Consider the following 24,413-nt stretch of genomic DNA (forward strand, 5'->3'; position numbering starts at 1 on the left):
GCGACGATCTGGCCCTGCCGCCCTGTCGCGCATCAAACGACGTATTGCGCGATGCCGTTGCCGAACGACCAGTCCTCCTTCAGCACTTCCACAAGACTGATGAATACGTCCTGCTGCCGCACGCCGGGCTGCCGCGCGAGGTTCTCGGCGATGGTCCGGTACAGCGCCTGTTTCTGCTCGAGCGTGCGCGTGTTGTTCGCGGTGATCTGGATCATCACGAGATCGTCGCTGCGTTCGATGTCGAGGTAGTGGCGGCCGAAGACGAAGTTCTCGGCCGAGTGCTCGGTCACGACCATGAAGATGTCGTCCTCGGGCACGTTGAACGTGTGCATCAGCGCGCGATGCACGCCGTCGACGAGCGCCGCGCGGTAGGCGGCCGGTTTGCCTTCGCGCACTGCGATACGGGTGAATGGCATGGTTCTGCTCCTTTCGGTGACGTTGAAAAACTGGAACGCAACGTCAGATTAGGCGCGCATAACTATAATGAACAGTCATCGACCAATATTTCATTCATTTACATCGGAAATGAAAGTCCTCGACCTCGATGCGGTACGCGCGTTCGTGCTGGTCGCCGATCTCGCGAGCTTCACGCGCGCCGCCGACGCGCTCGGCACCACGCAGTCGGCCGTCAGCCTGAAGCTGAAGCGGCTCGAAGCGCACCTCGGCAAGCCGCTGCTCGCGCGCACGCCGCGCGTCGTCAAGCTGGCGGCGGACGGCGAAAACTTCCTGCCGGCCGCCCGCGCGCTGCTCGACGCGCACGACCGCGCGCTCGGCGCGATTTCGGCCGGCACGCACCGGCTGTCGCTCGGCGTCAGCGAGCACGTCGCGGTGCCCGACCTACCGGCCGTGCTGACGAGCCTGCACCGGCAGGATCCCGGGCTGTCGCTGGAAATGCATCTGGGGATGTCGGCGAGCCTGCTCGTCCAATACGACGAACGCCGGCTCGACGCGGCGATCGTGCGGCACGAACCGGGCGAGGATCCGCCGCGCGACGACGGCACGCTGCTGTTTACCGAACCGCTCGCATGGCTTGCCGCGCCCGACTGGGCGCCGCGCGCGGGTGAGCCGCTGCCGCTCGCCGTGCTGGCCGGGCCGTGCGGCGTGCGAGCCGCCGCGCTGCGCGCGCTGGAGCACGCGGGGCGGCCGTGGCGCGAGCGCTTCACGGGCGGCGGCGTCGCGGCGGTCACGGCCGCCGCCGCGGCCGGGCTCGCGGTCAGCCCGCTGGCCCGGCGCGTCGCGCCGCGCACGCTGGTGGACGTCGGCGCGAAATTCGGCTTGCCGCCGCTGCCGCACTCGCAGGTCGTGCTGTATTCACGCGTGCGCGACACCCGCGCGGCCGCCGCACTGCGAAGGTTTGCCGACAGCCTTGCAATCTCGGCGTAAACTACCCGGTTTCGCCGCCCGCAATCCTCTGAAGAATTCCGATGAAGCCCGAAGCCCGCAAGCACCTCCGCGCCAACCTGCTGATGCTCGGCGCCGCCGCGATCTGGGGCTCGGCCTTCGTCGCGCAACGGCTGAGTCTCGACGTGATCGGGCCGTTCCTGTTTACGGGGCTGCGCTTCCTGCTCGGCGCGCTGGTGCTGATCCCGCTGCTGACGTTCAACACGGCGTCGCGTGCGCAGTTGGCGGCGATTCGCCGCGAACCGGCGCTGCTGGTGCCCGGGCTCGCGCTCGGCGCGCTGCTCGCCGTATCGATCTCGCTGCAGCAGTTCGGCCTGCAGTACACGCGCATCGCGAACGCGGGCTTCATCAGCTCGCTGTACGTCGTGATCGTGCCGCTGATCGGCGTGTTCGTCCGCCACCGGATCGGCGCCGGCACGTGGTTCGGCGCGCTGCTCGCGGCGATCGGCCTGTATTTCCTCAGCATCGACGAGCATTTCTCGGTGCTCTACGGCGACTGGTTCCAGCTCGCGGGCGCGGTCATCATCGCCGCGCACGTGATGGCCGTCGGCCATTTCGCGAAGCGCCACGATCCGCTCGTGCTCGCATTCCTGCAGTTCGTCACGTGCGGCACGCTGTGTCTCGCGGTCGGCCTCGTGATCGAGCCGGTCAGCATCGCGATGCTGCGCAGCGCGCTGCCGACGCTGCTGTACGGCGGGCTGCTGTCGGTCGGCGTCGGCTATACGCTGCAGGTCGTCGCACAGCGCGATGCGGCGCCCGCGCACGCGGCCGTGATCTTCAGCATGGAAGGCGTGTTCGCGGCGATCGCCGGCTGGGCCGCGCTCGGCGAGACGCTGACGCTGCGCGCGCTGGTCGGCTGCGCGCTGATGCTGGCCGGCCTGCTCGCCTGTCAGTTGCTGCCGAACGGCGACGCCCGGAAAAAGGACGAGGACGCGCTGCCGGCGTGACACGCGCGATCCCTATAATGACGATTCGCGTGTTTTTCATGCCAACCGCATCCAACAAACCAGCTCCGTGACGTCCATTCCCGTCGATCCCGCCGCCGACCTGCTGCGCGAACGCGCAGCGCACTATGCCGCCGAGGCCGCGCTGTTCCTGCGCGACCAGGCGCTTTCCACCGCATCGCACGACCTGCGCAGCCCGCTGAACGCAATGCACAGCTGGGCGTATGTGCTCGAGCGCCAGCTCGCGAATGCCGACCCGAACCTGCAGCGCGCGCTCGCGGGCATCCGCACGGGGATCGATCAGCAGGTTGCGCTGATCGACGACGTGCTCGACGCACCGCGCGCGGAAACACGTACGCTCGCGATCACCGCGCAGCCGTTCGCGCTGCGCCCGCTGCTCGACGACACGCTCGCGCTGGTGCGTTTCGCGCTCGCCGACGCCCGGCAGGTGAGCATCGATGCGACGCTGCCCGACGGCGAGCCGTCACTGAGCGCCGATCGCGAACGCCTCGCACAGGCGCTCTGGATGATGCTGACGACGGCCGTCGAAGCCAGTGCCGCCGGCAACCGCGTGACGTTCGCGTGCACGCGCGACGGCGCGCAGTGCGTCGCGCATGTGACCTGCCGCGTGAACGCCGATGCGCTCGCCGATCCGGCGCTGCCGCACGCCTTCGACGCGTTCGCACGTCGCGAGATGCTGCGCTCGCGCGACGCGAAGCGTGTCGCGTGGGTGCTCGCGCTGTGCCAGCGTGTCGCGCTCGCGCACGGCGGCACCTTCACGCACGCCCCGTTCGCCGACGGCGCCGTCGTCACCCTGTCGCTCGCGGTTCCCTGCGAGGCGGCGGGGTAAGCCATCGGCCGTCGGACACATTACATTTTCCTTTCCGGCCCTATACTGTTGGGCCTTTCATGACTGGAGCGATTCTTTGTTACAGATCTTCGCGCTCATCGGCGCGTTGTTCCTGGTGGCCCTGAACGGGTTTTTCGTCGCAGCCGAATTCGGCCTCGTCAAACTGCGCGCGACGCGCGTCAAGACGCTTGCCCGCAAGCACGGCCTGCGCGGGCGCATCCTCGCCGTCGTGCATGGTCGACTCGACGCGTATCTGTCCGCGTGCCAGCTCGGCATCACGCTCGCGTCGCTCGGCCTCGGCTGGGTCGGCGAGCCGGCGTTCGCGGAACTGATCGGCCCGCTGCTCGACCTGATCGGCGTGCAGTCCGAACGCATCGTGCACCTGATCTCGCTCGTGTTCGCGTTCTCGCTGATCTCGTTCCTGCACATCGTGGTCGGCGAACTCGCGCCGAAATCGATGGCGATCCGCCAGTCGGAGAAGGTCGGCCTGTGGGTCGCGCTGCCGCTCTATGCGTTCTACTGGGCGATGTATCCGGCGATCTGGGTGCTCAACAGCAGCGCGAACGCGGTGCTGAGGCTCGCGGGGCTGTCGGCCGACCACGGCGGCGATGCGCACTACTCGACCGACGAACTGAAGCTGATCCTGCGCGGCCGCCGCAGCACCGCGGGCAACACGGCGCAGCCGGCACGCGGCACGTACACCAACGACGAGTGGAACACGCTCGCGCATTCGCTCGATTTCTCGTCGATGACGGTGTCGGACCTGATGCGGCCGGCGCATGAAATGATCGGCCTGCGCCGCGACCTGCCGCTGCCCGACAACATGGAAATCGTCGCGCGGCACCGCTTCAGCCGCTATCCGCTGTTCGAGAATACGTCGCGCGAACAGGTGAGCGGGCTGATCCACCTGAAGGACCTGCTGCTCGCGCGTCATGCGGGCGCGGCGCTCGAGGACCTGTCCGACTACGTGCGCCCGGTGCAGTACGTGAAGCCCGACACGCCGGCGCTGGAACTGTTCCGCCGCTTCCGCAAGGGCGCGCCGCACTTCGCGCTGGTCGGCAACAAGGGCGAGAAGCCGATCGGTTTCCTGACGCTCGACAACCTGCTCGGCGCGCTGGTTGGCCAGATCCACGACGAGTTCCGCCAGGGCGACGCGGACTGGACCCGCCTCGACGACGGCACGCTGATGGGCAAGGGCAGCCTGCCCGTCGTGTCGCTCGAGCAGGCGCTCGGCATCGACATCGACGAAGGACGCGCGGAATCGGTCGGCGGCCTCGTGATCCAGGCGTTGAGCGATTTGCCGACCGAAGGGCAGCGCGTGTCGTTCGATCGCTTCGACGTCGTCGTGAAGAAGATGAACGGGCCGCGCATCGTGCTGGTGCGCGTCTATCCGAAGACCGTGAAGGAAGCCGACGAATGACGGCCGCCGCACGCCCTTCCCGCGCTCCCCGCACGCGATGAGCGCGACGCTGGCGCGCTGCTGCGTGATCACGCCGGAGCCGGCGTCCGCGTCGGCCGCCGATTGCCAGGCCTTCCTCGACCGGCTGTCGGCCGTGCTCGCGCGCGGCGAGACGCTCGTGCAATTGCGCGTGAAATCGTTCGACGCGGCCGCGTTCGCGCGGCTGGCTGCCGATGCGCTCACGCGCTGCACCGCAGCCGGCGCGCAACTGATGCTCAACGGGCCGATCGACGCGGCCGGCGTGATGCAGCTCGACGGCGCGGGGTGGCACCTCGACAGCGCCGCGCTGCGCGCCGTCGCGCAGCGGCCGCTGCCGGCCACGCGCCGCGTGTCGGCCGCCTGCCATGCGGCCGAGGATCTCGTGCTGGCCGCGCGCGCAGGCGTGGATTTCGTCACGCTGTCGCCCGTGTTGCCGACGCTCAGCCATCCCGGCGCGCCGGCGCTCGGCTGGACGCGCTTCGCGGCATTGGCCGCGCAGGCCGTGATGCCGGTCTATGCGCTCGGCGGCATGACACGCGCGCATCTCGACGACGCGCGCCGCCACGGCGCGCATGGCGTCGCGGGCATTCGAAGCTTCTGGTGAGTGCGGCCGGGCGCGCCAGCGCCCGACCTTCCGAGCGTTACGCGTTCAGATCGGCGCGCATTCCGCGCCATGTGCTGTCGTCGATCCGGCGCACGTCGTGCGTGAGCGCGTAGTGGTTGACGTCCCCCGTCAGCCACGCAACGAGCGAATACGGCGGCAAATCCCCGTCGTCGATCCGGTCGCGTGCACGTGCCGGCGTCTCGAACACGACCTGCCCTCTCGGCGCATCGAACGGCAGCGCGTCGGGTGACAGGTTCAGTGCGATGGTCAGCGTCTCGTCATCGGCGAGCCGCCATGACGCCACCAGCGCATCGGCATCGCCGTCACCGTCCGCCTTCAACGTATGCGCGTCCCGCGGCCGACAATCGGCCAGCCGCGGCGCAATCAGCTTCGCGCGTACCGCGAGCGCCGACTGCACGAAATGCGCACGGTCGGCATCGCGTGCGGTTTCGTCGAAGATCAACGGGATCTGCGGCGTCAGCAGCGACAGCGCGAGCGCGGCGAGACCCGGCGTCTCGAGGTCGCCATGCTCGCTCTCGCGCCATACGCCGTCGGACAGCACCAGCGACGTCAGCGCCAGCCCTTCGGCGCAGGGGCCGTCGACAGAGGCGGCCGGCTGGAACGCCGCGCCGGCCGCGGTCAATGCACGGGCCAGCGTATGGATCGACTGATGTGCCGAAATCCCTTCGTGAGCGGTCGCGCCGCGGTCCGTCAACCGATGCAGCGCGCGTTCGCCGCAACCGTTCCATTGGGCATCGAAATGGGTATCGGCCAGATGCACCGGATGACGCTCGCTGCCGAGCACGAGGTGGATCAGCCGGTCGGCCGGCACGGCCGCGCGCACGCGATCGGCGATCTCGCGCAGCCACGACGTGTCGATCCGGTCGGCCTCGCGCAGCCGCAGCCCGTCGCAACGGTATTCGTTGATCCAGTACACCGCGTTGTCGCAGAAGAAGTCGCAGACTTCCGGATGATCGAGCGCGAGCGGCGGCGCCTGCAGCGGATCGTCGCGCGTATGGAAGAACGGCGCCGCGTAATGGCGCAGCGCGTCGGTGCCGCTGCCGAAGCGCGCGTAATCGAGCTCCAGCAGCACCGCGAGTCCGTAGCCGTGCGCGTCGTCGATCAGTGCCTTCAGCGCGTTGGGGCCGCCCTCGGCCGCGAGCGGCGCGAACGGCAGGCTGTCGTGCGGCGACGCGAGCAACTCCAGCGCGGTCACGCCGAGACGCGCGAGTTGCGGCAGCCGGCGGCGCACGCCGTCGAAGCCGCCCACCGCGTGCGGACGAATCGCGTATAGCGCGATGTCTTCCCACGGACGTCCGCGCCAGAACGTGTTGCGCCACGTGAACGCGCGCGGATCGATGACCTCGCTCGGGCCGTTGAGCCCGTCGGGTTGCGAACGCGATGCGGGATCGGGAATCGACACGACATCGTCGAGCCGATAACGATAACGCGCGCCCGCACCGCATTCGACGAACGCTTCGAACCAGTTCCGACCGGCGGCCGTCATCGGGACGAGCGTCGTGCCGTTACCGGTATCGAGTTCGAGCTGAACGTGCATGCTGGCCGGCGCCCACACGCGGAAATGCGTGCGCTGCGACGTGCCGAGCGCGCCGCACGGCTGCGCGCCGGACGGCAGGCAGTGAATGTAGTGCTGCGCATACGGATCGTGCGAACAATCTGACATCATGCGCTCCTCATGCGTGCCGAGCGGCATGGCCGCGCGAACACGGCGCGGCGCAGCGGGGCCCGGCATGCGACGGCCAGGCAGGGGGGAAGAAAAGTATGCGCCGGTTTCAGGTTCGAAACGCATGGAATCCTCACATTTTTAAATGCGAATCGACCCCGACAACGTTTGCGCGCGAGGCGTGCCGAGTCGGGTAGTCCGCATACCGGAATGGCCGCTCGCCTTGTTGCGCCGCCGACCGCCACTTACGCTCGATGCGGTGCGCGTGGACACCCCGTCCGCGCCCGAACCCGAGGCATCCGCCATGTCACTCCCCGCCAGCGCCGCGAAGTTCGATCCGGCACGCGCGCACGAATACGCCGAACAATCCCGCATCGCGCTCGCCGGCTACGACGCATGCCACGAACTCGCCGCGTGCATGCTCGCGTCGTCGATCGGCGCGGCCGATGCGCGGATCCTCGTCGTGGGCGCAGGCGGCACCGGGCAGGAAATCTGCGTGCCCGCCGCGCTCGAACCGGGCTGGCGGTTCACGGCCATCGATCCGTCCGCGCCGATGCTCGCGCTTGCGCGCGCCAACGTCGAAGCGGCGGGTTTCGCCGCTCGCACGCACTTCATCGAGGCCGGCATCGATGCGCTGCCCGACGCGCCGGCCTTCGACGGCGCGACGCTGATCGGCGTGCTGCATCACGTGCCCGGCGACACGGCGAAGGCCGCGCTGCTGGACGCGATCGCGCGCCGCCTGAAGCCCGGCGCACCACTCGTGATCGCGGGCAACCATCGCCGCTACGCGGACCACCCTCGTCTGCTCGATGCGTGGCAGCAACGCTGGCGCATGAAGGGCGCGACGCCCGACGCCGTGCGTGCGCAACTGGCGAAAATCCTGCAGGGCGCCGATCCGCCGGCTTCCGAGGAAGCCGTGTTCGAACTGCTGGACGATGCGGGTTTCGATGCGCCGCTGCGCTTTTTCTCGAGCCTGTTCTGGGGCGCGTGGATCGCGCTGCGGCGCGCCGCGTGACGGGGCGCAACGACGGGTGAGAAGCGTCGCGCAAGGCACCAGACCTTTGCGAAGCCATCGCGCGGCAGCCAGACGTGCCGGGCGTCACCCGCGCTCGGTATGATGTCGTTCCCGCCCCTCTTCCGGCCTCGACATGCTGACCGTCCATCACCTGAACAACTCGCGTTCACAGCGCGTGCTCTGGCTGCTCGAAGAACTGGATGTGCCGTACGAGATCGTGCGCTACGAGCGCGATCCGAAGACGATGCTCGCGCCGCCCGCGCTGCGCGCGATCCATCCGCTCGGCAAGTCGCCCGTCGTCACCGATGACGGCCGCGCGATCGCCGAATCGGGCGCGATCATCGAGTACCTGGTCGAACGCCACGGCAACGGCCGCCTCGCGCCGTCGAGCGGCACGCCCGAGCGGCACGACTACACGTACTGGCTGCACTACGCGGAAGGGTCGGCGATGCCGCCGCTGCTGCTGAAGCTCGTCGCGTTGCGCATCGCGCATGCGCCGATGCCGTTCTTCGCGCGGCCGATCGCGCGCAAGATCGCCGCGACGCTGCAATCGGGCTTCGTCGATCCGCAGATCGCGCTGCATCTCGGTCATATCGAGGACGCTTTGAAGCGCACGGGCTGGTTCGTCGGCGACAGCTTCAGCGCGGCCGACATCCAGATGAGCTTCCCGCTCGAAGCCGCGATGGCGCGCGGCGACGGCGCCAGGCATCCGGCGATCGCACGCTTTCTCGAAACGATCCACGCGCGGCCCGCCTACCGCCGCGCGCTCGAGCGCGGCGGTCCGTACGAACTCCTCAAGTAACCCGGGTCAGCTCAGCAATCCCGCCGCGACGTTGATCGACAGCCCGAGCACGGCCATGTTGAAGTAGAACGACAGGATCGACTGCGCGAGCACCGCGCGGCGCGCGGCGCGGTTCGCGAGCGACACGTCGGCCGTCTGCGACGCGACCGCGATCGTGAACGAGAAATACAGGAAATCCCAGTAGTCGGGCTCGGGATTGCGGTCGGGAAACCGCAGTGCGCGATCGCCGGTCGGCGAGCCGTAATAGAGCCGCGCGTAGTGCAGCGTGAAGATCGTCGGGATCAGGAACCACGCGCCGAACAGCGTCGCGCCCGTGATCGCGTAATGACCGAGCCCCGCGCGAAAGCCGACGCTCTTCGCGGTCGCGAGCTCGACCGCGATCGCGGCGACGCTCGCGACCGTCGCGAGGCAGATGACGGTCAGCACGGTCGTCGCGTTCTCGTCCTCGCGGATCGCGACTTCGCGCACCATGTGATGATGCGCGGTGACCATGCGCACCCACATCAGCACGAGATACAGCCATACCGTGCAATCCCAGCCGATCAGCACGCGCGCGGTCGGCCGCAACTGGAGCGGCAGCAGCACCGCGCACAGCACGCCCGCGACGAAGGCGGCGACCATGCGCGGCCGGTTGCGTAATACCTGCGGATAAAGCGTCATCATGTGATTCCGAAAGCGGTTGGAAAGGTTCGGCCGGCGCGCGAACGGCCCGCTGCGGGGCGCCGGCGGGTACCGCCCCGATTATCGCCATTCCGGCATGTCGTTGCGATGGGTGTGAGCGCCTAAGATATCGGGATGACACCCGCCCTCTGCCACCATCCCGCGAACGCGGCCGGCCGCGACTTCGTCGTCGGCGATCTGCATGGCTGCGTGGATGTGCTGCGCGCGCTGCTGCACGATATCGGCTTCGATCCGGCTTGCGACCGGCTGTTCTCGGTCGGCGATCTCGTCGATCGCGGCCCCGCGTCCGAAACCGCGCTCACGCTGCTCGACCGCCCGTGGTGCCATGTGGTGCGCGGCAATCACGAAGAAGTGCTGAGCCTCGTGTCGCGCGGCAAGCTCTCGCCCGATGCATGGCGCGGGATCGGCGGCGACTGGGGCGCCGATCTGCCGCCGGAACGGCTGCACGCGCATGCGGCGCGCGTCGACGCGCTGCCGCTCGTGCGCGTGATCGGCGACGGCGCCGCGCGCTTCAACGTGCTGCATGCGGAATTCTTCGGTCCGGACGCCGAACTCGACACCGGCAGCTATTCGCACGACGTGCGCGAGCGGCTGATGTGGGGGCGCGACCTGGTCCAGGGGCTCGCCGACCCGGCCCTGCAGGCCGGCCTGTCATTGACCTGCACCGGCCATACGCCCGTGCGCGCGCCGCAGCGCATCGGCGCGCAATGGTTCATCGATACCGGCGCTTTCGCGCCGTCCGGACGCCTGACGATCGTCGAACCGCGCACGGGCGGCATGTGGTCGCTCACCCAGGCCGACGCGCGCGCCCGTCACGCAGGCGAGTTGCCGCTGCCCTAGGCCGGCAACGCCTGGCGGGCCCACGCGCACGCGTTTGCCCGCCCGAGCCTCCCCCCCCCCGCTAGCCCACCTGGTTCAACTCGAACACTGCATCGATCGCGGAACCGGTCCAGTTGTATTCGAGATACGCCGCGTGGTGACAGTCGCGCAGCAGCGTCGTGCGAAACGCCGCGAGACATTCGCCGCGCGGGTCGCGCACCGACGGATAGACGATCCCCGCGCCGCCCGCATGGCGCACCGCGCGCCCGAACGCCTGCCCCGCGCTGTAATCGAGCGGATCGAGCAGCGCCGGGCTGCGCTGCGGCCACGTGCGCACGTCGGCGACCTCGCCCTGCGCGTACACCGTGTAGAGCCGCATCTGCTGGCGCATCGGCGGCTCCTTCGTCGCGGCCAGGAACAGCCCGCTGTGATAGCGCGTTTCGGCGATCGCCGTATCACGCGACCGTCCGCAGTAGAACACGCCGTAGCTGCCGTCGGAAAAGCGGCTGCCCTGCGGATTCAGGTGCGTGAACGCGGCCATGATCGGCCCCCAGCCCTGGCCGTAGCGACGCTCGGCCGGCGGCACGAGTTCGAGCGTGCCGACTTCGTGGCGAATGCGGTCGTTGGTCAGCGATTCGAGCGCATAGAGCGCGTCGAAATCCTCCGCGGACGCGACGCGGTCGAACAGGTTGATGGCTGGAAAACGGGTGGGAATCACGCGATAGGCAGGCGCCCAGTCGACAACGGTCGTGGGCCAGTGTTGCGCTTCGGTCGGGATCGTCACGCCCAGCCACCTCGCATCGCGTCGAGATATTGCCGGACGGCGACCAGATCGCCGACGTTGCCGGCGAGCATCCGGTCGAGCGCGCGCTTGCCGCCGAATGGCGCTGCGTCGTTGGGCCGCTTGACCCAGGTATCGGCCGCAGCCGGCTGCGGCAGCAGGATCTGCAGCGCCTTGTAGATGCCGAGCAGCAGCGATAGCCGCTCGAGCGTATCGCGCGGCAGGCGCGCCGATTCCGGCGCTGCCTTCCACTTGAAGAACGTCGAACGGCCGGGCGACCCGAGCAGCACGATCTGTTCGTCGATCGTCAGCTCCCAGTCGCGCGCGATGTTGAAGAACGCACGCAGGCCGGCCGCCGACATCTGCGCGACCGAAGTCTGCCGCGGGGCGGAATACGGATCGAAGGCGGGCTGTGTCATGATCGTTAGTCTCGAAATGAATTCACTAACAAGATTAGTCCATTTCCGTATTTTTGCAAGGGTCGTCCCCCGACATCGGCGTGCCGCCCGACAAGGCGATATTTTTTTGTCCATTCTGGACGAATATTTTATTTTTTGCGTTAATGGCCGTGCGGACAGCGCATCGCAACGCGCTGCGTGTCGGCACCAACCGTGTCGCCCAGAACCGGATAGACCACGCCAAGGAACCATTATGAAGAGACTGATTGCCGCCGTTTCGATCGCCCTGCTCGCGGTATCGGCGGGTCCCGCCGTCGCGAAGGACTGGACCACGCTGCGCTTCGGCACCGACGCCAGCTACGCACCGTTCGAATCGAAGGCGCCCGACGGCAAGCTCGTCGGCTTCGACATCGATCTCGGCAACGAAATCTGCGCGCGGCTGAAGGCGAAGTGCGTGTGGCTGGAGAACGATTTCGACGGCATGATCCCCGCGCTGAAGGCGAAGAAGTTCGACGCGGTGCTGTCGTCGATGTCCATCACGCCGCAGCGCGCGGAGCAGATCGGCTTCACGACGAAGATCTACAACCAGCCGACCCGGCTCGTCGTGAAGAAGGGCTCGCCGCTGCTGCCGACGGCCGAATCGCTGAAGGGCAAGTCGATCGGCGTCGAGCAGGGCACGACGCAGGAAGCGTATGCGAAGGCGTACTGGGCGAAGCAAGGTGCGAACGTCGTGTCGTACCAGAACCAGGACGGCGTCTATGCCGACCTCACGTCGGGCCGCCTCGACGCCGCGCTGCAGGACGAGGTGCAGGCCGCGATCGGGTTCCTGAAGTCGCCGCGCGGCGCGGGCTACCAGTTCGTCGGGCCCGAACTCATCGACGAGAAGGTGCTCGGCATCGGCGCCGGCATCGGGCTGCGCAAGGAAGACACGGACCTGAAGTCGAAGATCGACCGCGCGATCCTCGACATGGTCAAGGACGGCACCTACAAGCGGCTCGCGTCAAAGTACTTCGACTTCGATATCTACGGCAGCTAAAGCGGCGTCGCGCGCGACGGGTGCGATGCCCATCGCGCGCGGCCCAACCGCCCTCCCCCAACCGCCGGACGGTAACGCCTCCCTGACGTTTGCCGTCGCGCCGGTTTCATCAACCGTGTCTTACCGCCCCATGCCTCACCGCCTGCTGCCGCACTTCATTCGGATTGCAAACCGATGACTTGCGCGGGCGATGGCTCGCGTGCGACGTCAATACGCGAAGAGCGGGCGCAGCGGTACCGGCGCCCGGGTACACATGCCCTTGCGGAGCGGATTGGGCAGCAAAAAAGTGCCGGCCCGGCGCGGATGACCGGGTATCAGCCGGATCCGCCTCGCACCGGGCGCGCTGAGGTGGCCTGTCGACGCATGCCGGCCGGCGGCAAGATGCGCGGACGACCCGCGATGGGTCGAATCATTGCGTTCGCGGCTTGCTGGCCGCGGCGTTTGGCGATCGTTCATCATTTTTCTACCCCGTATTCGAGCCGTTGCTTGTGCCGGCAACCGGACACCGCCGGTGCTCCGACGATCCGACGACGACGGCCCGTGCCGGTCGGAACCAGGCAGTGCTGCCCGTCCCGCCGGTCATCCCCGTGGACCGCGTCCTTGCCGGCTCTTGCAGGGTTCGCTGCCGAACCGGCCGGACGCCACGTCGTCGTCTCTCGCACCTCGATCTGCGCAAGGAGCGGGCCAGCTTCGGATGAAGCCGGCTGCACAAGGCTTTCGTCGGACAAGCCCGCGGCCGGATCGGGCGGGACACGCAGGAAGTTGCGAAACTGAAACATGCCGCGCGCGGGCGGCCGCGGCTGCGCCGCGGCAGCGCCTTGCCGGACAAGGCGCGCGGACGATCCGGAAAGTTTTCCCGGCGCGCTCGGCATGCCGCCGCCCGCATTTGCCGGGTCTATGCGCGCGGCTGCCGACAGGAAACGTTTCACGCCCTTTACATGCCGCCGGACGCCCGCACTGGCCGGCCGGGAACGCTTCCCCGCCGCCGTTCAGCCGACGCGCTGGTGGTCGGCGTCGCCGGGCGGCGAACCGTCCTTCCCGCCGTTGTCGCCGTTGTTGTCGTGGTCGTTCAGCCCGTGTTCGATCATCATCCGGTAGAGCGTCACGCGCGAGATGCCGAGTTCGGCGGCGGCCTTGTTGATCCGGTGATCGTTGCGCAGCAGCGCGTTCTCGATCGCGGTGCGCTCGGCGAGCGAACGCGCCTGTTCGAGCGTCACGGGCTCCGTTTCGCCCGGCGTCTCGAGCCCGAGATCGTTCGGCGTCAGCAGCCGGCTCTCGGCCATCACGATCGCGCGGCGCACCCGGTTGATCAGCTCGCGCACGTTGCCGGGCCACTCGTAGCGGCGCATCGCGTCGAGCGCGGCCGACGTGAAGCCGCTGATCTTGCGGCCGCTGTCGGCCTTGTATTTCTGCAGCACGTAATGCGCGAGGATGTCGATGTCCTTGCCACGCGCGCGCAGCGGCGGCTCGTGAATGCGCAGCACGCAGAGCCGGTGATAGAGGTCCGCGCGAAAGCGTGCAGCTTCGACCGCGCCGTCGAGATCCACGTGCGTCGCCGAGATGATCCGCACATCGACCGAAATCGATTCCTGCCCGCCGAGCCGCTCGATCTTCCCTTCCTGCAGGAAGCGCAGCAGGCTCGCCTGGCTTTCGACCGGCATGTCGCCGATTTCGTCGAGAAACAGCGTGCCGCCGTTCGCGGATTCGATCCGGCCCGCGCGCCGCTGGTTCGCGCCGGTGAATGCGCCGCGCTCGTAGCCGAACAGTTCCGACTGCAGCAGGTGATGCGGAATCGCGCCGCAGTTGATCGCGACGAACGGACCCTTGCCGCGCGCCGAGCGCTCATGGATCGCGAGCGCCGTCAGTTCCTTGCCGGTGCCCGACTCGCCGGAGATGAACACGCTCGCGTCGGTTTTCGCGACCTTGCGAATCGTGCTGAACAGCTGTTGCATCGCTTCGCAGTTGCCGATCATCCCGTGCTCGCCGATCGACGCCGCGTAGGCCGCGCCGTCGACGCGATCGAGCGCGGCCATTCCGCGTGCATGGCCGAGCACGTGCGAAATCCATTCGTGCGGCAACGGCAGTGTCACGTAATCGAAACAGTAGCTGCGGATCAGTTCGCGCACGGCAGGGCTGATCGTGACACCGGCCTGCGCGACGGAAATCCAGCCGATCGCCGCCTGGCTCAGGCACGCCTTCAGCGCGGGATAGTCGCGCGACGTGAAGCCCGAGAAATCGACGAGCCCGGCGGCGACGTTCACGCCGGATGTCATGTTCTGCGCGGCGCCGGCCGTCTTCGCGACCGAGATATCCCAGCCGAGCCCGCGCAGTTGCGCCAGCAACGGCTCATCCGGCGAACGCATGATCACGAATAGCTTGCGTCCGGCCTCGGGGGCGGTAACGGATACGAGCGGCATCTCGGGCGCCGCCGTCCCGTTTGCGTCGGGTGACCTTGCAACCATCGTTATTCCCCGCTTGGCGTTGGTATCGTGCGCCGGCTCACTGCGCGTACGAAGGACCTCGATCGAACCGACATATTGGCCGTATTTCCGTACGAATAAAATCCCCCCGGGCAATAATCGTGCGCCGAACGAATCCTTTCATGAACGGTATATCGATGCCGCCGACGCGCGGCTAGATGGGTGTTTTCCCGGTGGCGCGGCGGGCGCGAAAGCAGGCCGCACGGATGGCGAACGCGCGAAACCGCGCCGGTGCTGGCGCGCCGGGTCGGCATGCGATGCCGGGCATGCGGAATCGGACCGGCCGCATGCGCCGACGTGGCTGGTCGGCCGTCCCGACGCACGCGCGCGCAATCGTTTCCGCTTGATGCCGGTCAATCGTCAATTAAACGGGGTTGATGCACGAACGCAACACGCGCCGCATCGCGCGGCGGGCGATTCAGCGCCCCGATGCGAGCGGCGCGGGCGCGTGGGCGCGGCCGCGGCCGGCCGCTGCGTCAGCGTGTTCGCCGTACGCGGCGACGAGCCCGTCGACGCGTAGGAGGTGATGGCGGTTGTCCTGGTCCCACGGATGGAAGCCGGGCCGCAAAAAGCTCAGCCACTCCCCCGCGATGCGAGGAAACAGCCCGCGGCGCGGCCCGTACAGGAATGCGATCATGCGCAGCATGCCGCGCACGCGATGCCTGATGTCGCGATCGCGCGACAACAGCGTCACATGGATCAGGAACACGGTGGGCCAGAACGTCAGCGTCGTCAGCAGGTACACGCCGACGCGGATCAGGTAGCGGCGCAGACCCGGTTTCATCACGGCGTTCCACACGTCGTAGGACACGGCCTTGTGCTCGGTTTCCTCCAGCGCATGCCATACCCACATCTGCCGGTAGCCTTCGACCGAGCCGGCAAGACGCGTCGGGTCGCGCAGGATCCAGTCCGCGAGCATCGCCGTGTAGTGCTCCGCCGCCACCGTATGCGCGAGCTGCACCGAATGCGGCAGCACGCGCTTCGCGAAGCCGAGCACCGTCCACACGCGCTTGTCGAGCTTGCGCGCGGGCAGCCGGTTCGCCTGCATCAACTCGTTGTATTCGACGTGCTCACGCGTATGCATCGCCTCCTGGCCGATGAAACCGAGCACCTGGCGCTTCAGCACGGGATCGTCGATCCGGTCGCGATAGTTGCGCACCGAATCCATGAAAAAGCGTTCGCCGGCCGGAAACAGCAGCGACAGCGCATTGAAGAAGTGGGTCACGTGCGGGCCGAGCCCGTGCCAGTCCTTCGCGCGTTCGACCGGCAGGTCGAAGCGCAGGTCGCGGCGCACCGGCATCACCTCGGCTGCGGTGGCGGAAGCGGCTGACTTCATGTTCGTGGTTCTCCTTGTTTTCGGGCGGCCCGGCAGCCGTTGCGGCCTTGCCGGCGCGGGCCCCGGCGGCGCATCGCGCAACGCTGAAATCTTGACATCGATAACTGTAAAGATAGGCTCCGGGCGACGCCGCGCGCAAGCCGCGCGGTAGACGCGCGCTTCCAAACAGGGGGCGCTCGGCAGCGCGAAAAAAAGACGTTCGAACGGCGTTTGCGCGTGCCGCGATTCGAACGCACCCAGCGGCGCGCGACCGGCAGGCGGGCGCTCAATGCGCGAACCGTAATCGGCTTGAAAGCCCCATGCGACGGGCGTCTCGCGGAGCGGCGCGACAGTATTCGACGCAACGCCGAGCGGCCGGGTCGCACCGATTCATACGCGCGCACCGTTCGCGCGGTTCAACCGCGGCGATCCGGTTCGCGGAAAATTCAAACGCGCGTTCCATTCGCGTTTCTCGCCAGATGCGCGGCCGACCCGCCGGCGAGCCGCGATCGACGCGCGGCCGGGCCTTCGCCATGCAGGGCGGCCCGCTGCGCGCTCGCCTACAATAGCGGTTTTACCCAACCCCTTTCAGGAGAAGTCATGTCTGTCACCACGACCGCATCGGGCCTCAAAATCGAAGAGCTGACCGAAGGCACCGGCGCGGAAGCGCAAGCCGGCCAGACCGTCAGCGTCCACTACACGGGCTGGCTGACCGACGGTCAGAAATTCGACTCGAGCAAGGACCGCAACGACCCGTTCGCGTTCGTGCTCGGCGGCGGCATGGTCATCAAGGGCTGGGACGAAGGCGTGCAGGGCATGAAGGTCGGCGGCGTGCGTCGCCTGACGATCCCGCCGCAACTCGCCTACGGCCCGCGCGGCGCAGGCGGCGTGATCCCGCCGAACGCGACGCTCGTGTTCGAAGTCGAACTGCTCGACGTCTGACGAAGACGCCGGCCGACTCCCTCCGATGGAACGCATCCCGTCACCCGCCATCGCGCTGCGCCGTTACGACACGTGCGAAGCGTCCGACGTGCACGACTTTCACCAGGTCGTGCTCGGCGTCGACGGCGCGATGGTGATGGCGGTGGACGGCGTCGGCCAGCGCATCGACCGGCACGCGGCCTGGCTGATTCCGGCCGGCGCGCGCCATGATTACGCGGGCCTCGGCGACAATCGCCAGCTCGTGCTCGACCTGCCCGCCGCGTCGCTCGCGGTGCCGCAGCGGCTGTTCGACAGCGCGCGTGCGGTATCGATCGACCCGGCGCTGACCTCGCTCGTCGCGCAGGTCGCGGCGGTCGCCGCGCAACTCGACGGGCCGGCCGGCGACGCGCGGCACGCGCATCGCTTCCAGTGGCAGGCCGCCGCGCGTCTGTGCGACGCGCTGCTCGGCGACACCGGCCTCGCCGCGCCTGCGGCGGGCCTCGATTTCGCGCGCATCGACCGCTGGCTGCGCGCCCGGCTCGCGGAGCCGCTGCGCATCGCCGATCTCGCCGCACACTGCGGCTACGGCATGCGCCGGTTTCATCAATTGTTCGTCGAAGCGTTCGGCGAAACCCCGCATCGTTACCTGCAGCGGCTGCGGCTCGACGCCGCCGTCGTGCTGCTCGCCGACGGCCGCCATCCGCTCGTCGACATCGCAGGCATGGTCGGCTTCGCCGACCAGAGCACCTTCACGCACGCGTTCACGAAGCGCTTCGGCGTCGCGCCGGGGCGCTGGCGCGGCGAACGGCACTGAGCGATTCCGCCGGACGATCCGTGCCTGCCGTAACGCGGTCGCGTGGTGCGAAGCCGCCTTTTTTCATGCGTAAATCGATCGCATTGGATCTCAGCCGGCGACCGTATCGACGCATCATGCCTTCCTGAAACCTCGGGCGCACGACGCGTACTTCTCCGGGATCGCGCGCTGGGCCGACTATCACGCGGTATTCGAGCGCGATGCGTTCCCGCGCATCGCCGCGCTGCGTGCGCGGCTCGCCGACGATGCCGATGCTCGCGGCCGCACGAACCGTCGCCGCGTTCGGCTACGGGTCGCTGCATTTCATCGATGCATTGACGCCGCTGACGCTGCTGCTCGCGTCGGTCGGCGCTACTCGTCGCAGCGGGGTTGCTCGCGACGCTGGTCAGGCCGGATGCGCATCGCGGTGTATCGGCCGCGTGTCAGGCGGCGTCGTCCGTCGATTGAACAGTACGGCCGGCCTTCACCCCCGCGCCCCACCCTCGTCATCACCCACCTTTCGCACGACCGTCTCCGCCGCCTTCAGCGGCCGGCCGTCGTCGTGCCGCAGCGCGAGCTTGCGGATCGCGCGGCCCGTCTTGCGCTCGACCAGCACCGAATGCGGCTCGCCGCGCGCGAACAGGTTCGCCTCGCCCCACTGCCGCAGCATCACGATCACCGGAAACAGCCCCTCGCCCTTCTTCGTCAACGCGTATTCCTGATACGCGCTGCCGTCCGACGCGGGCACGACTTCGAACACGCCGGCCTCCACCAGCATCCTGAGCCGGTCCGACAGGATGTTGCTCGCGACGCCGAGGCTCGCGCGGAAATCGCCGAACCGGCGCACGCCGTCGAACGCGTCGCGCACGATCAGCAACGCCCAGCGATCGCCGACGATATCGGTCGCCCGCGCCACCGGGCACGGCGAATCCGCAAGACTTTTCTGCCTGGCCATATTGCTCTCCGCTGTCGCGCCGGCCGCCCGCCCGGGCCGCCGGCCATCCGTGCGCGGGCCCGTCGCCCGCCGCCTCATGAAGTTGCATTTTAAAACTACTTTTCCTACACTCATACCAGTTTCAAATTGCAACTACTTGCGTGAGGCAACCGATGGAATCGTCTTGTCGTTCAGGAACCGTCGCGTCGAATGCGGCATCGCGTGCCGCTCGCCCGGCCGATGACACACGCGTATCCACGGCGCGCGTCGCGCTGCTGGCTGTCTGCTGCGCCGCGAGCGTCGCGAACGTGTACTACGCGCAACCGCTGCTCGATTCGATCGCCCGCGACTTCGGCGTATCGCAGGCGGCGGTCGGCGGCGTGATCACCGCGACGCAGCTCGGCTGCGCGCTCGCGCTGCTGTTCGTCGTGCCGCTCGGCGACCTGCTGAACCGCAAGCGCCTGATCACCGTTCAGCTTCTGCTGCTGACGGCGGCATGCATCGGCGTGGCCGCATCGTCGACGCGCATCGCGTTGCTCGCGGGCATGGTCGCGGTCGGGCTGCTCGGCACCGCGATGACGCAAGGGCTGATCGCCTGCTCGGCCGCGCTTGCGGGTGCCGGCGAGCGCGGCCGCGTGGTCGGCGCGGCACAGGGCGGCGTCGTGATCGGCCTGCTGGCATCGCGCTCGCTCGCGGGTGTCGTCACGGACATCGCCGGCTGGCGTGCGGTTTATCTGGTGTCGGGCGCGCTCGCGATCGCGATGCTCGTCGCGCTGGCGCGGCTGTTGCCCGATGCCGATGCGCCGCGCGAACGCCTCGGCTATGCGGCGCTGCTCGGGTCGATGGCCACGCTGCTGCGCACCGAGCGCGTGCTGCGCGTGCGCGGGGCGATCGCGCTGCTGATGTTCGCGGCGTTCAGCATCTTCTGGAGCGCGCTCGTCCTGCCGTTGAGCGCGCCGCCGCATGCGATGTCGCATACGCAGATCGGCGCATTCGGGCTCGTCGGCGCACTGGGCGCGGCCGCCGCCGCGCGCGCGGGCCGGCTCGCGGATCGCGGGCTCGGCGAAGCGACGACCGGCGCCGCGCTGGCGCTGCTCGCGCTCTCGTGGCTGCCGCTCGCGTTCGGCGGCACGTCGATCGCGCTGCTGGTCGTCGGCATCGTGCTGCTCGACGTCGGCGGGCAGGCCGTCCACGTCGTGAACCAGAGCATGATCCTCGGCGCGCGGCCCGACGCGCATGCCCGCCTCGTCGGCTGCTACATGCTGTTCTATTCGGTCGGGAGTGGGCTCGGCGCGATTGCGTCGACGATGATGTATGCGCACGCCGGATGGATCGGCGTCTGCGGGCTCGGTGCGGCGGTCAGCGTCGTCGCGCTCGCCGTTTGGGCCGTGACGCTCCGGCGTGCATGAAGCCTGTCGAAAACGGCGTGCGAATCACGGCGAGTCCGGCAGCAAACGACAAAAAGCCGGCTCGTCCGAATTGGGCGAGCCGGCTTGTGTGTCCGGCTTGGGTGTCCGGCTTGGGTGTCCGGCGCAGGCATCCGGCGCAGGCGTCCGGCGCAGGCATCCGGCGCAGGCGTCCGGCGCAGGCATCCGGCGCAGGCATCCGGCGCAGGCATCCGGCGCAGGCGTCCGGCTTGCGAACCGGACGCCTGCGCGTGCGCCGCTCGGAATCCGGCGGCGGCGCACTGCATTCGCTTACCCCGCCGCCTGGATCGCCTCCTCGTACACGCCGGCGACGCGCCGCGCGATCACCGCGTTGTCGAAGTGTTCGCGTGCATAGCGCTTGCACGCGGCTTCGTCCGGCAGCGTGATCGCGCCCGACAGCGCCGCGCCGAGCCCTTCCGCGATCGCATCCGCACCGGTCGACGGCAGCACGAGATCGTCGGACAGCCCGGCGACCGCCTCGGGCAACCCGCCGACCGGTGTGACCAGCACCGGCGTGCCGGACGCGAGCGATTCGACGGTGATCAGCCCGAAGCCTTCGAGCGCGACCGTCGGCACGACACTGACCGTTGCCGCGCGGTACAGCGCCGCGAGATGGTTGTCCGGCACGAAGCCGAGCAACTTCACGTTGTCCTGCAGCCCCGCCGCATCGATGCGCTGCTGCAATTCCTCGCCGATCTTGCCCTTGCCGGCGATCAGCAGCAGCACGTCCGGGTGCCGTTGCTTGACGAGGCCGATCGCGTCGATCAGATCCTCCAGCCCCATGCGCCGCACGAGCCGGCGCACGGCCAGCACGATCGGCCGGTCCTGCGGCAGTTGCAGCTTGTGCCGCGCCTCGCTGGGCGTGAGCGGCGTGTCGAACTGCGCGGTATCGACACAGCCGGGAATCACGCGCACGCGCGACGGTTCGATCCCGTAGCGGTTCGTCAGGATCTGGCCGAATGCCTGCGACAGCACGATCAGCCGCGACGAGCGCGTATAGACGGCCTGTTCGAGATAGCGCTTCGCGCGCTGCCCGAGCGACGCGGCACCCTCGACCTGGCTTTCGTCGGCCCACGGCCCCTGGAAGTGCGACACCTGCGGAATCCCGCGCGTCACGTCGAGGCCCGGGAACGTGTACAGCGCGAAGTGCGACGAAATCACGTCCGGCCGCTCGCTGCGAATCTCGTCGCGCAACGCGCGGCGCGCGGCGAGCATCCGGCGCGCGAGCGGCTGCGACGCGGGCCCGAAGCCCTGGATCGCGCCGCCCGTGTCGTCGGCGACCTTTGGCGAGCCGGCGACGAGCCCGCGCACCTCGACGCCCGCACCGGGCAGCGCGCCGACGAGCGAGTAGTACATCCGGTCGAGGCCGCCCGCACGTTCGGGGAACCAGTGCATGCCGATCTGCAACGATTTGATCGGCCGGGAAGATTGGGACATCACGATTGCTCCTGCGTGACCGCATGCTCGACCCGCTCGAAGGCGGACGGCTGCGTGGGTTGGCCGATGCGCCGGTAGAGCGCGACGTACTGGGCGCCCATATGGGCCCAGCCGAAACGGGTCATCAATTCGCGGGCCGCGTCGCCCATCGCGCGGCAGGTGTCGCGCGACGCCGCGAGCGAACCGATCGCCCGCGCGAGCGCCGCCGGATCGTCCGGATCCTCGAGCACGATCCCGCACTCGCGCGTGATGATTTCCGCGCCACCCGCCGTTCGTGCGGTGACGACCGGCAGCCCGGCCGCCATCGCCTCCAGCAGCGACAGGCTCATCGCCTCGTAGCGCGACGGAAACACGTACGCGTCGACCGAGCTCATCAGCGTCGGCATGTTCTTCACGAGACCGAGGAAGTGCACGCGCGAATCGATGCCGAGCGCACGCGCCTCGTCCGGATACGGGCTGCCGGGCAGATAGCCGGCCACCGCGAGATGAACGTTGGCCGGCAGCTTCGTCAGCGCCTTCAGCACGGTGCCGAGGTTCTTGCGCGGCGTGCGCAGGTCGCCGACGAACAGCAGCAGGAACGCGTCGTCCGGCAGCTTGAACGCCGCGCGATCGGCCTGCGCGCCCGCGAAGGCACTGCCGTCGACACCGTTGTAGATCACGCTGATCTTGCGGCTGTCGATGCCGAGCCCGGCGATCTCGTCGGCCACCTTCTGCGACACGGCCGTGATCGCGCGCGAACGCCGGTACGCCCAGCGTTCCAGCGCGGTGTTCACGCGCGTATAGACATACTGGTAGGCCGACCACATGCCCTTCGTCAGCCCGAACGGGTAGTACGGGCTCTTGAACCAGCCGCCATGCACGAAGTGCGCGGTATTCACGTCGGCGCGGATCCACGAGATGAAGCCGTTCACGTGCAGCACGTCGTACTCGCCGCGATGCGCGCGCAGCCACCACGCGCTCTTCAGCGCGAACACCTGCTGCTTGACGAGATTCGACGGCCAGAAGCGACCGACCTTCACCGGCACCCAGCGCACGCGCGGGTCGGCCAGCAGCTCGGGCGCGACATGCGACGCGACCAGCGTGACCTCGTAGTTCTCGGCCAGCGCCGCGCGCGCGATTTCGTAATTGACGCGGCCCTGGCCGTCGTTATGTCGCACGACGTGCGTGACGATCGCGATTCTCAATGGTCGCCTCCCCGTGATTGCGCGGCGGCCAGCAGGCGCTGCGCCTTCTGCCAGTGCGCCGCGGATAGTATTGAAAAAATGGCCGTGAACAGCAGCAGGCCGCCCGTGCCGATCAGCGAGTTCGTGAACACGAGCATCGCGAACACCGACAGGCACAGGCTCAGGCATGCGCCGACGAACTTGTCCTTGCGCAGCTTGAACGCCGCGCGCAGCGTACGGCCGAGCAGCATCACGACACCCGCCAGGTACAACAGCGTACCGGGCCAGCCGAGCACGAACGGCACGTTCATCACGCCGCTGTCGAAGCTGCCGTACTTGCCGAGCTCGCCGCTGTCGCTCGACAGCTTGGTGGATGCGCCGGTCGCGCCCATCCCTTCGCCGGCGACGTCGGTGAACGCCGTTTGCGCGAAGGTCGCGTAGAACTTGTTGCGGTCGTCGTAGCTGCGGTCGTCCTTCAGGTTCGTAATCGACTGCAGACGCGCGCCGAGCCGGTCGGCCACCGGCCCGACGGTCAGGAGCGGCACGCACAGCCCGACCAGCACGACGCCGCTGATCAGGATCCGCATCCGCACGCGGTTGCTCGACTGCAGGAGCTGGATCGCGAGCGCGATCACCCAGCCGCCCCAGGTCGAGCGCACGAGACACAGCGCGAACGACACGAAGCCGGCGGCACCCGCGAACCAGCGCACCTTCTGCGGCGCCGCGAACACGAACACCAGCGCGCCCATGATCGCGAACGCGAACGGTCCCGACGAGTTCATCGTGCTGAATACGCGGACGCCGTACGGCACCGGCTCGCCCTGCGAACCCATGTTCGACCCGATCATCCACAGCACGTCCCACTGCGGCATCACGAAGTACTGCACGACCCCGTACACGCCCATCACGGCCGCGCCCCACATGAACGTGGACAGCAGCACGTCGCGGTACTCGGGATAGTCGCGCGAGTTCACCATGATGTGAAAGCCGATCAGCACCGGGTACACCCAGTTCGCGAGGTCGTAGGTCGCGGCCATCACGCCGCTCGACACGATGCCGACCAGATACGCGTACGCCAGCCCGAACAGCATCAGCAGCACGGGAATCCCGCGCCGCTGCGCGAGCACGCGGTAATGCCTGATCAGTCCGAACGCGGCGATCATCGTCACCGCGAGCGGCGCGACCTGGATCAGGCTGGTCGGCGTGAACGCGCCCTTCGACCAGTCGGCCAGGCGCCGCACCTCGGGGCTCAGGAACCACACCCACCACATGAAGCCGACGTAGCGCGCGGGGCTCTTGAAATACAGCCAGATGCCGACCGCGATGGCCAGCACCGGAAACGCGAGCGTCAGCACCTTGCCCTGGTGAATGGCGATCAGCGCGGCGGTAAACGTCCACAGCCCGGCCTGCCCGACCCAGTGCTTCCGCTCGGGTAGCCAGCTGCGGTTGCGCGACGGTTCGCGTTCGGCGGCAATCGTGCTCATCGATCC

24 protein-coding genes and 1 pseudogene are annotated in these 24,413 nt (G+C 68.5%); 13 read left to right on the plus strand and 12 right to left on the minus strand.

The genetic code is table 11. From position 1 onward, the window contains the following. Positions 1–32: 32 nt before the first annotated feature. Positions 33–416: a tautomerase family protein gene (locus tag ACVK00_RS01925; protein WP_057924044.1), complete on the minus strand. Its 384-nt coding sequence runs from the start codon at positions 414–416 to the stop codon at positions 33–35. 109 nt (positions 417–525) lie between these two features. On the opposite strand from ACVK00_RS01925, the gene ACVK00_RS01930 reads away from it, so the two are divergent. The 5 genes from ACVK00_RS01930 to ACVK00_RS01950 all read left to right on the plus strand — a co-directional run bounded on the left by ACVK00_RS01930 (position 526) and on the right by ACVK00_RS01950 (position 5,237). Beyond that, complete coding sequence (locus ACVK00_RS01930; protein ID WP_228909428.1) at positions 526–1,383, plus strand: LysR family transcriptional regulator; 858 nt, start codon at positions 526–528, stop codon at positions 1,381–1,383. A 41-nt stretch (positions 1,384–1,424) separates the two neighbouring features. Next, positions 1,425–2,348 carry a DMT family transporter gene (locus ACVK00_RS01935; protein WP_284893740.1) on the plus strand — a complete coding sequence of 308 codons (924 nt, stop codon included), beginning with the start codon at positions 1,425–1,427 and terminating at the stop codon, positions 2,346–2,348. Positions 2,349–2,415: 67 nt separating this feature from the next. Then, complete coding sequence (locus ACVK00_RS01940; protein WP_284893737.1) at positions 2,416–3,195, plus strand: sensor histidine kinase; 780 nt, start codon at positions 2,416–2,418, stop codon at positions 3,193–3,195. A 76-nt stretch (positions 3,196–3,271) separates the two neighbouring features. After that, the gene (locus ACVK00_RS01945; protein WP_228909425.1) at positions 3,272–4,615 is read left to right on the plus strand and encodes a hemolysin family protein; all 1,344 of its coding nucleotides are present in this window, start codon (positions 3,272–3,274) and stop codon (positions 4,613–4,615) included. A 37-nt stretch (positions 4,616–4,652) separates the two neighbouring features. Beyond that, positions 4,653–5,237 (plus strand): thiamine phosphate synthase, encoded by a 585-nt coding sequence (locus ACVK00_RS01950; protein WP_284893734.1) that lies wholly within the window; start codon positions 4,653–4,655, stop codon positions 5,235–5,237. A gap of 37 nt (positions 5,238–5,274) precedes the next feature. Here ACVK00_RS01950 and ACVK00_RS01955 read toward each other — a convergent pair whose 3' ends face one another. Next, on the minus strand, positions 5,275–6,921 hold the full coding sequence (locus ACVK00_RS01955; protein WP_228910056.1) for a DUF3459 domain-containing protein: 1,647 nt from the start codon (positions 6,919–6,921) through the stop codon (positions 5,275–5,277). 304 nt (positions 6,922–7,225) lie between these two features. Between ACVK00_RS01955 and ACVK00_RS01960 the strand changes: the two genes are divergently transcribed. Together ACVK00_RS01960 and ACVK00_RS01965 are read left to right on the plus strand one after the other, a co-directional pair. After that, on the plus strand, positions 7,226–7,936 hold the full coding sequence (locus ACVK00_RS01960) for a class I SAM-dependent methyltransferase (protein ID WP_284893732.1): 711 nt from the start codon (positions 7,226–7,228) through the stop codon (positions 7,934–7,936). A 133-nt stretch (positions 7,937–8,069) separates the two neighbouring features. After that, on the plus strand, positions 8,070–8,738 hold the full coding sequence (locus ACVK00_RS01965; RefSeq protein ID WP_284893731.1) for a glutathione S-transferase: 669 nt from the start codon (positions 8,070–8,072) through the stop codon (positions 8,736–8,738). 6 nt (positions 8,739–8,744) lie between these two features. Here the strand turns inward: ACVK00_RS01965 and ACVK00_RS01970 are convergent, their stop codons facing one another. Next, on the minus strand, positions 8,745–9,398 hold the full coding sequence (locus tag ACVK00_RS01970; RefSeq protein ID WP_228910055.1) for a DUF1345 domain-containing protein: 654 nt from the start codon (positions 9,396–9,398) through the stop codon (positions 8,745–8,747). Positions 9,399–9,533: 135 nt separating this feature from the next. Between ACVK00_RS01970 and ACVK00_RS01975 the strand changes: the two genes are divergently transcribed. Continuing rightward, on the plus strand, positions 9,534–10,259 hold the full coding sequence (locus ACVK00_RS01975) for a metallophosphoesterase (RefSeq protein ID WP_284893729.1): 726 nt from the start codon (positions 9,534–9,536) through the stop codon (positions 10,257–10,259). Between the two features lie 61 nt (positions 10,260–10,320). Here the strand turns inward: ACVK00_RS01975 and ACVK00_RS01980 are convergent, their stop codons facing one another. Further along, complete coding sequence (locus tag ACVK00_RS01980) at positions 10,321–11,022, minus strand: RES family NAD+ phosphorylase (protein WP_284893728.1); 702 nt, start codon at positions 11,020–11,022, stop codon at positions 10,321–10,323. After that, positions 11,019–11,438 carry an MbcA/ParS/Xre antitoxin family protein gene (locus ACVK00_RS01985; protein ID WP_228909419.1) on the minus strand — a complete coding sequence of 140 codons (420 nt, stop codon included), beginning with the start codon at positions 11,436–11,438 and terminating at the stop codon, positions 11,019–11,021. Before ACVK00_RS01985 ends, ACVK00_RS01980 begins: the two co-directional genes overlap by 4 nt. Positions 11,439–11,670: 232 nt before the next feature. On the opposite strand from ACVK00_RS01985, the gene ACVK00_RS01990 reads away from it, so the two are divergent. Beyond that, entirely contained in the window at positions 11,671–12,453 is a 783-nt protein-coding gene (locus tag ACVK00_RS01990; RefSeq protein WP_166724182.1) for an ABC transporter substrate-binding protein, read from the plus strand. A gap of 455 nt (positions 12,454–12,908) precedes the next feature. On the opposite strand, the gene ACVK00_RS01995 is transcribed toward ACVK00_RS01990, so the two are convergent. The 3 genes from ACVK00_RS01995 to ACVK00_RS02005 all read right to left on the minus strand — a co-directional run bounded on the left by ACVK00_RS01995 (position 12,909) and on the right by ACVK00_RS02005 (position 16,269). Further along, positions 12,909–13,382, minus strand: coding sequence for a hypothetical protein (locus tag ACVK00_RS01995; protein WP_284893725.1), 474 nt, complete (start codon positions 13,380–13,382; stop codon positions 12,909–12,911). 60 nt (positions 13,383–13,442) lie between these two features. Next, positions 13,443–14,915 carry a sigma-54 dependent transcriptional regulator gene (locus ACVK00_RS02000; protein WP_284893723.1) on the minus strand — a complete coding sequence of 491 codons (1,473 nt, stop codon included), beginning with the start codon at positions 14,913–14,915 and terminating at the stop codon, positions 13,443–13,445. Between the two features lie 436 nt (positions 14,916–15,351). Further along, on the minus strand, positions 15,352–16,269 hold the full coding sequence (locus tag ACVK00_RS02005; RefSeq protein WP_284893720.1) for a metal-dependent hydrolase: 918 nt from the start codon (positions 16,267–16,269) through the stop codon (positions 15,352–15,354). A 579-nt stretch (positions 16,270–16,848) separates the two neighbouring features. Here ACVK00_RS02005 and ACVK00_RS02010 point away from each other — a divergent pair. The 3 genes and pseudogenes from ACVK00_RS02010 to ACVK00_RS02020 all read left to right on the plus strand — a co-directional run. After that, the gene (locus ACVK00_RS02010; RefSeq protein ID WP_006754049.1) at positions 16,849–17,190 is read left to right on the plus strand and encodes an FKBP-type peptidyl-prolyl cis-trans isomerase; all 342 of its coding nucleotides are present in this window, start codon (positions 16,849–16,851) and stop codon (positions 17,188–17,190) included. A 25-nt stretch (positions 17,191–17,215) separates the two neighbouring features. After that, positions 17,216–17,983, plus strand: a complete 768-nt coding sequence (locus tag ACVK00_RS02015) for an AraC family transcriptional regulator (protein ID WP_284893717.1) — start codon at positions 17,216–17,218, stop codon at positions 17,981–17,983. A 142-nt stretch (positions 17,984–18,125) separates the two neighbouring features. Continuing rightward, positions 18,126–18,233: pseudogene (locus ACVK00_RS02020) on the plus strand (glutathione S-transferase family protein); the annotation flags it as partial. Between the two features lie 213 nt (positions 18,234–18,446). Here the strand turns inward: ACVK00_RS02020 and ACVK00_RS02025 are convergent. Next, positions 18,447–18,917, minus strand: coding sequence for a winged helix-turn-helix transcriptional regulator (locus ACVK00_RS02025; RefSeq protein WP_228909413.1), 471 nt, complete (start codon positions 18,915–18,917; stop codon positions 18,447–18,449). Positions 18,918–19,069: 152 nt separating this feature from the next. On the opposite strand from ACVK00_RS02025, the gene ACVK00_RS02030 reads away from it, so the two are divergent. Continuing rightward, positions 19,070–20,305: an MFS transporter gene (locus tag ACVK00_RS02030; RefSeq protein WP_284893714.1), complete on the plus strand. Its 1,236-nt coding sequence runs from the start codon at positions 19,070–19,072 to the stop codon at positions 20,303–20,305. 288 nt (positions 20,306–20,593) lie between these two features. Here ACVK00_RS02030 and ACVK00_RS02035 read toward each other — a convergent pair whose 3' ends face one another. Genes ACVK00_RS02035 through ACVK00_RS02045 form a run of 3 tightly spaced genes read right to left on the minus strand, consistent with a single transcriptional unit; the run spans position 20,594 to position 24,407 of the window. Continuing rightward, entirely contained in the window at positions 20,594–21,760 is a 1,167-nt protein-coding gene (locus ACVK00_RS02035) for a glycosyltransferase family 4 protein (protein WP_166724175.1), read from the minus strand. Continuing rightward, positions 21,760–22,944, minus strand: coding sequence for a glycosyltransferase family 4 protein (locus tag ACVK00_RS02040; RefSeq protein WP_354123177.1), 1,185 nt, complete (start codon positions 22,942–22,944; stop codon positions 21,760–21,762). The genes ACVK00_RS02035 and ACVK00_RS02040 overlap by 1 nt, the downstream gene beginning before the upstream one ends. Beyond that, entirely contained in the window at positions 22,941–24,407 is a 1,467-nt protein-coding gene (locus ACVK00_RS02045; RefSeq protein WP_006752501.1) for an O-antigen ligase family protein, read from the minus strand. Before ACVK00_RS02045 ends, ACVK00_RS02040 begins: the two co-directional genes overlap by 4 nt. Positions 24,408–24,413 lie beyond the last annotated feature (6 nt).

This window comes from Burkholderia sp. PvR073, from assembly GCF_054055695.1.

Excerpts from the sequence above, each read along its gene's own strand:
- ACVK00_RS01955 (WP_228910056.1), bottom strand. The coding sequence starts at position 6,921 with ATGTCAGATTGTTCGCACGATCCGTATGCGCAGCACTACATTCACTGC.
- ACVK00_RS02025 (WP_228909413.1), bottom strand. The coding sequence starts at position 18,917 with ATGGCCAGGCAGAAAAGTCTTGCGGATTCGCCGTGCCCGGTGGCGCGG.
- ACVK00_RS01990 (WP_166724182.1), top strand. The coding sequence starts at position 11,671 with ATGAAGAGACTGATTGCCGCCGTTTCGATCGCCCTGCTCGCGGTATCG.
- ACVK00_RS02030 (WP_284893714.1), top strand. The coding sequence starts at position 19,070 with ATGGAATCGTCTTGTCGTTCAGGAACCGTCGCGTCGAATGCGGCATCG.
- ACVK00_RS01930 (WP_228909428.1), top strand. The coding sequence starts at position 526 with ATGAAAGTCCTCGACCTCGATGCGGTACGCGCGTTCGTGCTGGTCGCC.
- ACVK00_RS01985 (WP_228909419.1), bottom strand. The coding sequence starts at position 11,438 with ATGACACAGCCCGCCTTCGATCCGTATTCCGCCCCGCGGCAGACTTCG.
- ACVK00_RS01975 (WP_284893729.1), top strand. The coding sequence starts at position 9,534 with ATGACACCCGCCCTCTGCCACCATCCCGCGAACGCGGCCGGCCGCGAC.
- ACVK00_RS01960 (WP_284893732.1), top strand. The coding sequence starts at position 7,226 with ATGTCACTCCCCGCCAGCGCCGCGAAGTTCGATCCGGCACGCGCGCAC.
- ACVK00_RS01965 (WP_284893731.1), top strand. The coding sequence starts at position 8,070 with ATGCTGACCGTCCATCACCTGAACAACTCGCGTTCACAGCGCGTGCTC.
- ACVK00_RS02000 (WP_284893723.1), bottom strand. The coding sequence starts at position 14,915 with ATGGTTGCAAGGTCACCCGACGCAAACGGGACGGCGGCGCCCGAGATG.
- ACVK00_RS02005 (WP_284893720.1), bottom strand. The coding sequence starts at position 16,269 with ATGAAGTCAGCCGCTTCCGCCACCGCAGCCGAGGTGATGCCGGTGCGC.
- ACVK00_RS01925 (WP_057924044.1), bottom strand. The coding sequence starts at position 416 with ATGCCATTCACCCGTATCGCAGTGCGCGAAGGCAAACCGGCCGCCTAC.
- ACVK00_RS02010 (WP_006754049.1), top strand. The coding sequence starts at position 16,849 with ATGTCTGTCACCACGACCGCATCGGGCCTCAAAATCGAAGAGCTGACC.
- ACVK00_RS02035 (WP_166724175.1), bottom strand. The coding sequence starts at position 21,760 with ATGTCCCAATCTTCCCGGCCGATCAAATCGTTGCAGATCGGCATGCAC.
- ACVK00_RS02015 (WP_284893717.1), top strand. The coding sequence starts at position 17,216 with ATGGAACGCATCCCGTCACCCGCCATCGCGCTGCGCCGTTACGACACG.
- ACVK00_RS02045 (WP_006752501.1), bottom strand. The coding sequence starts at position 24,407 with ATGAGCACGATTGCCGCCGAACGCGAACCGTCGCGCAACCGCAGCTGG.
- ACVK00_RS01950 (WP_284893734.1), top strand. The coding sequence starts at position 4,653 with ATGAGCGCGACGCTGGCGCGCTGCTGCGTGATCACGCCGGAGCCGGCG.
- ACVK00_RS01970 (WP_228910055.1), bottom strand. The coding sequence starts at position 9,398 with ATGACGCTTTATCCGCAGGTATTACGCAACCGGCCGCGCATGGTCGCC.
- ACVK00_RS01935 (WP_284893740.1), top strand. The coding sequence starts at position 1,425 with ATGAAGCCCGAAGCCCGCAAGCACCTCCGCGCCAACCTGCTGATGCTC.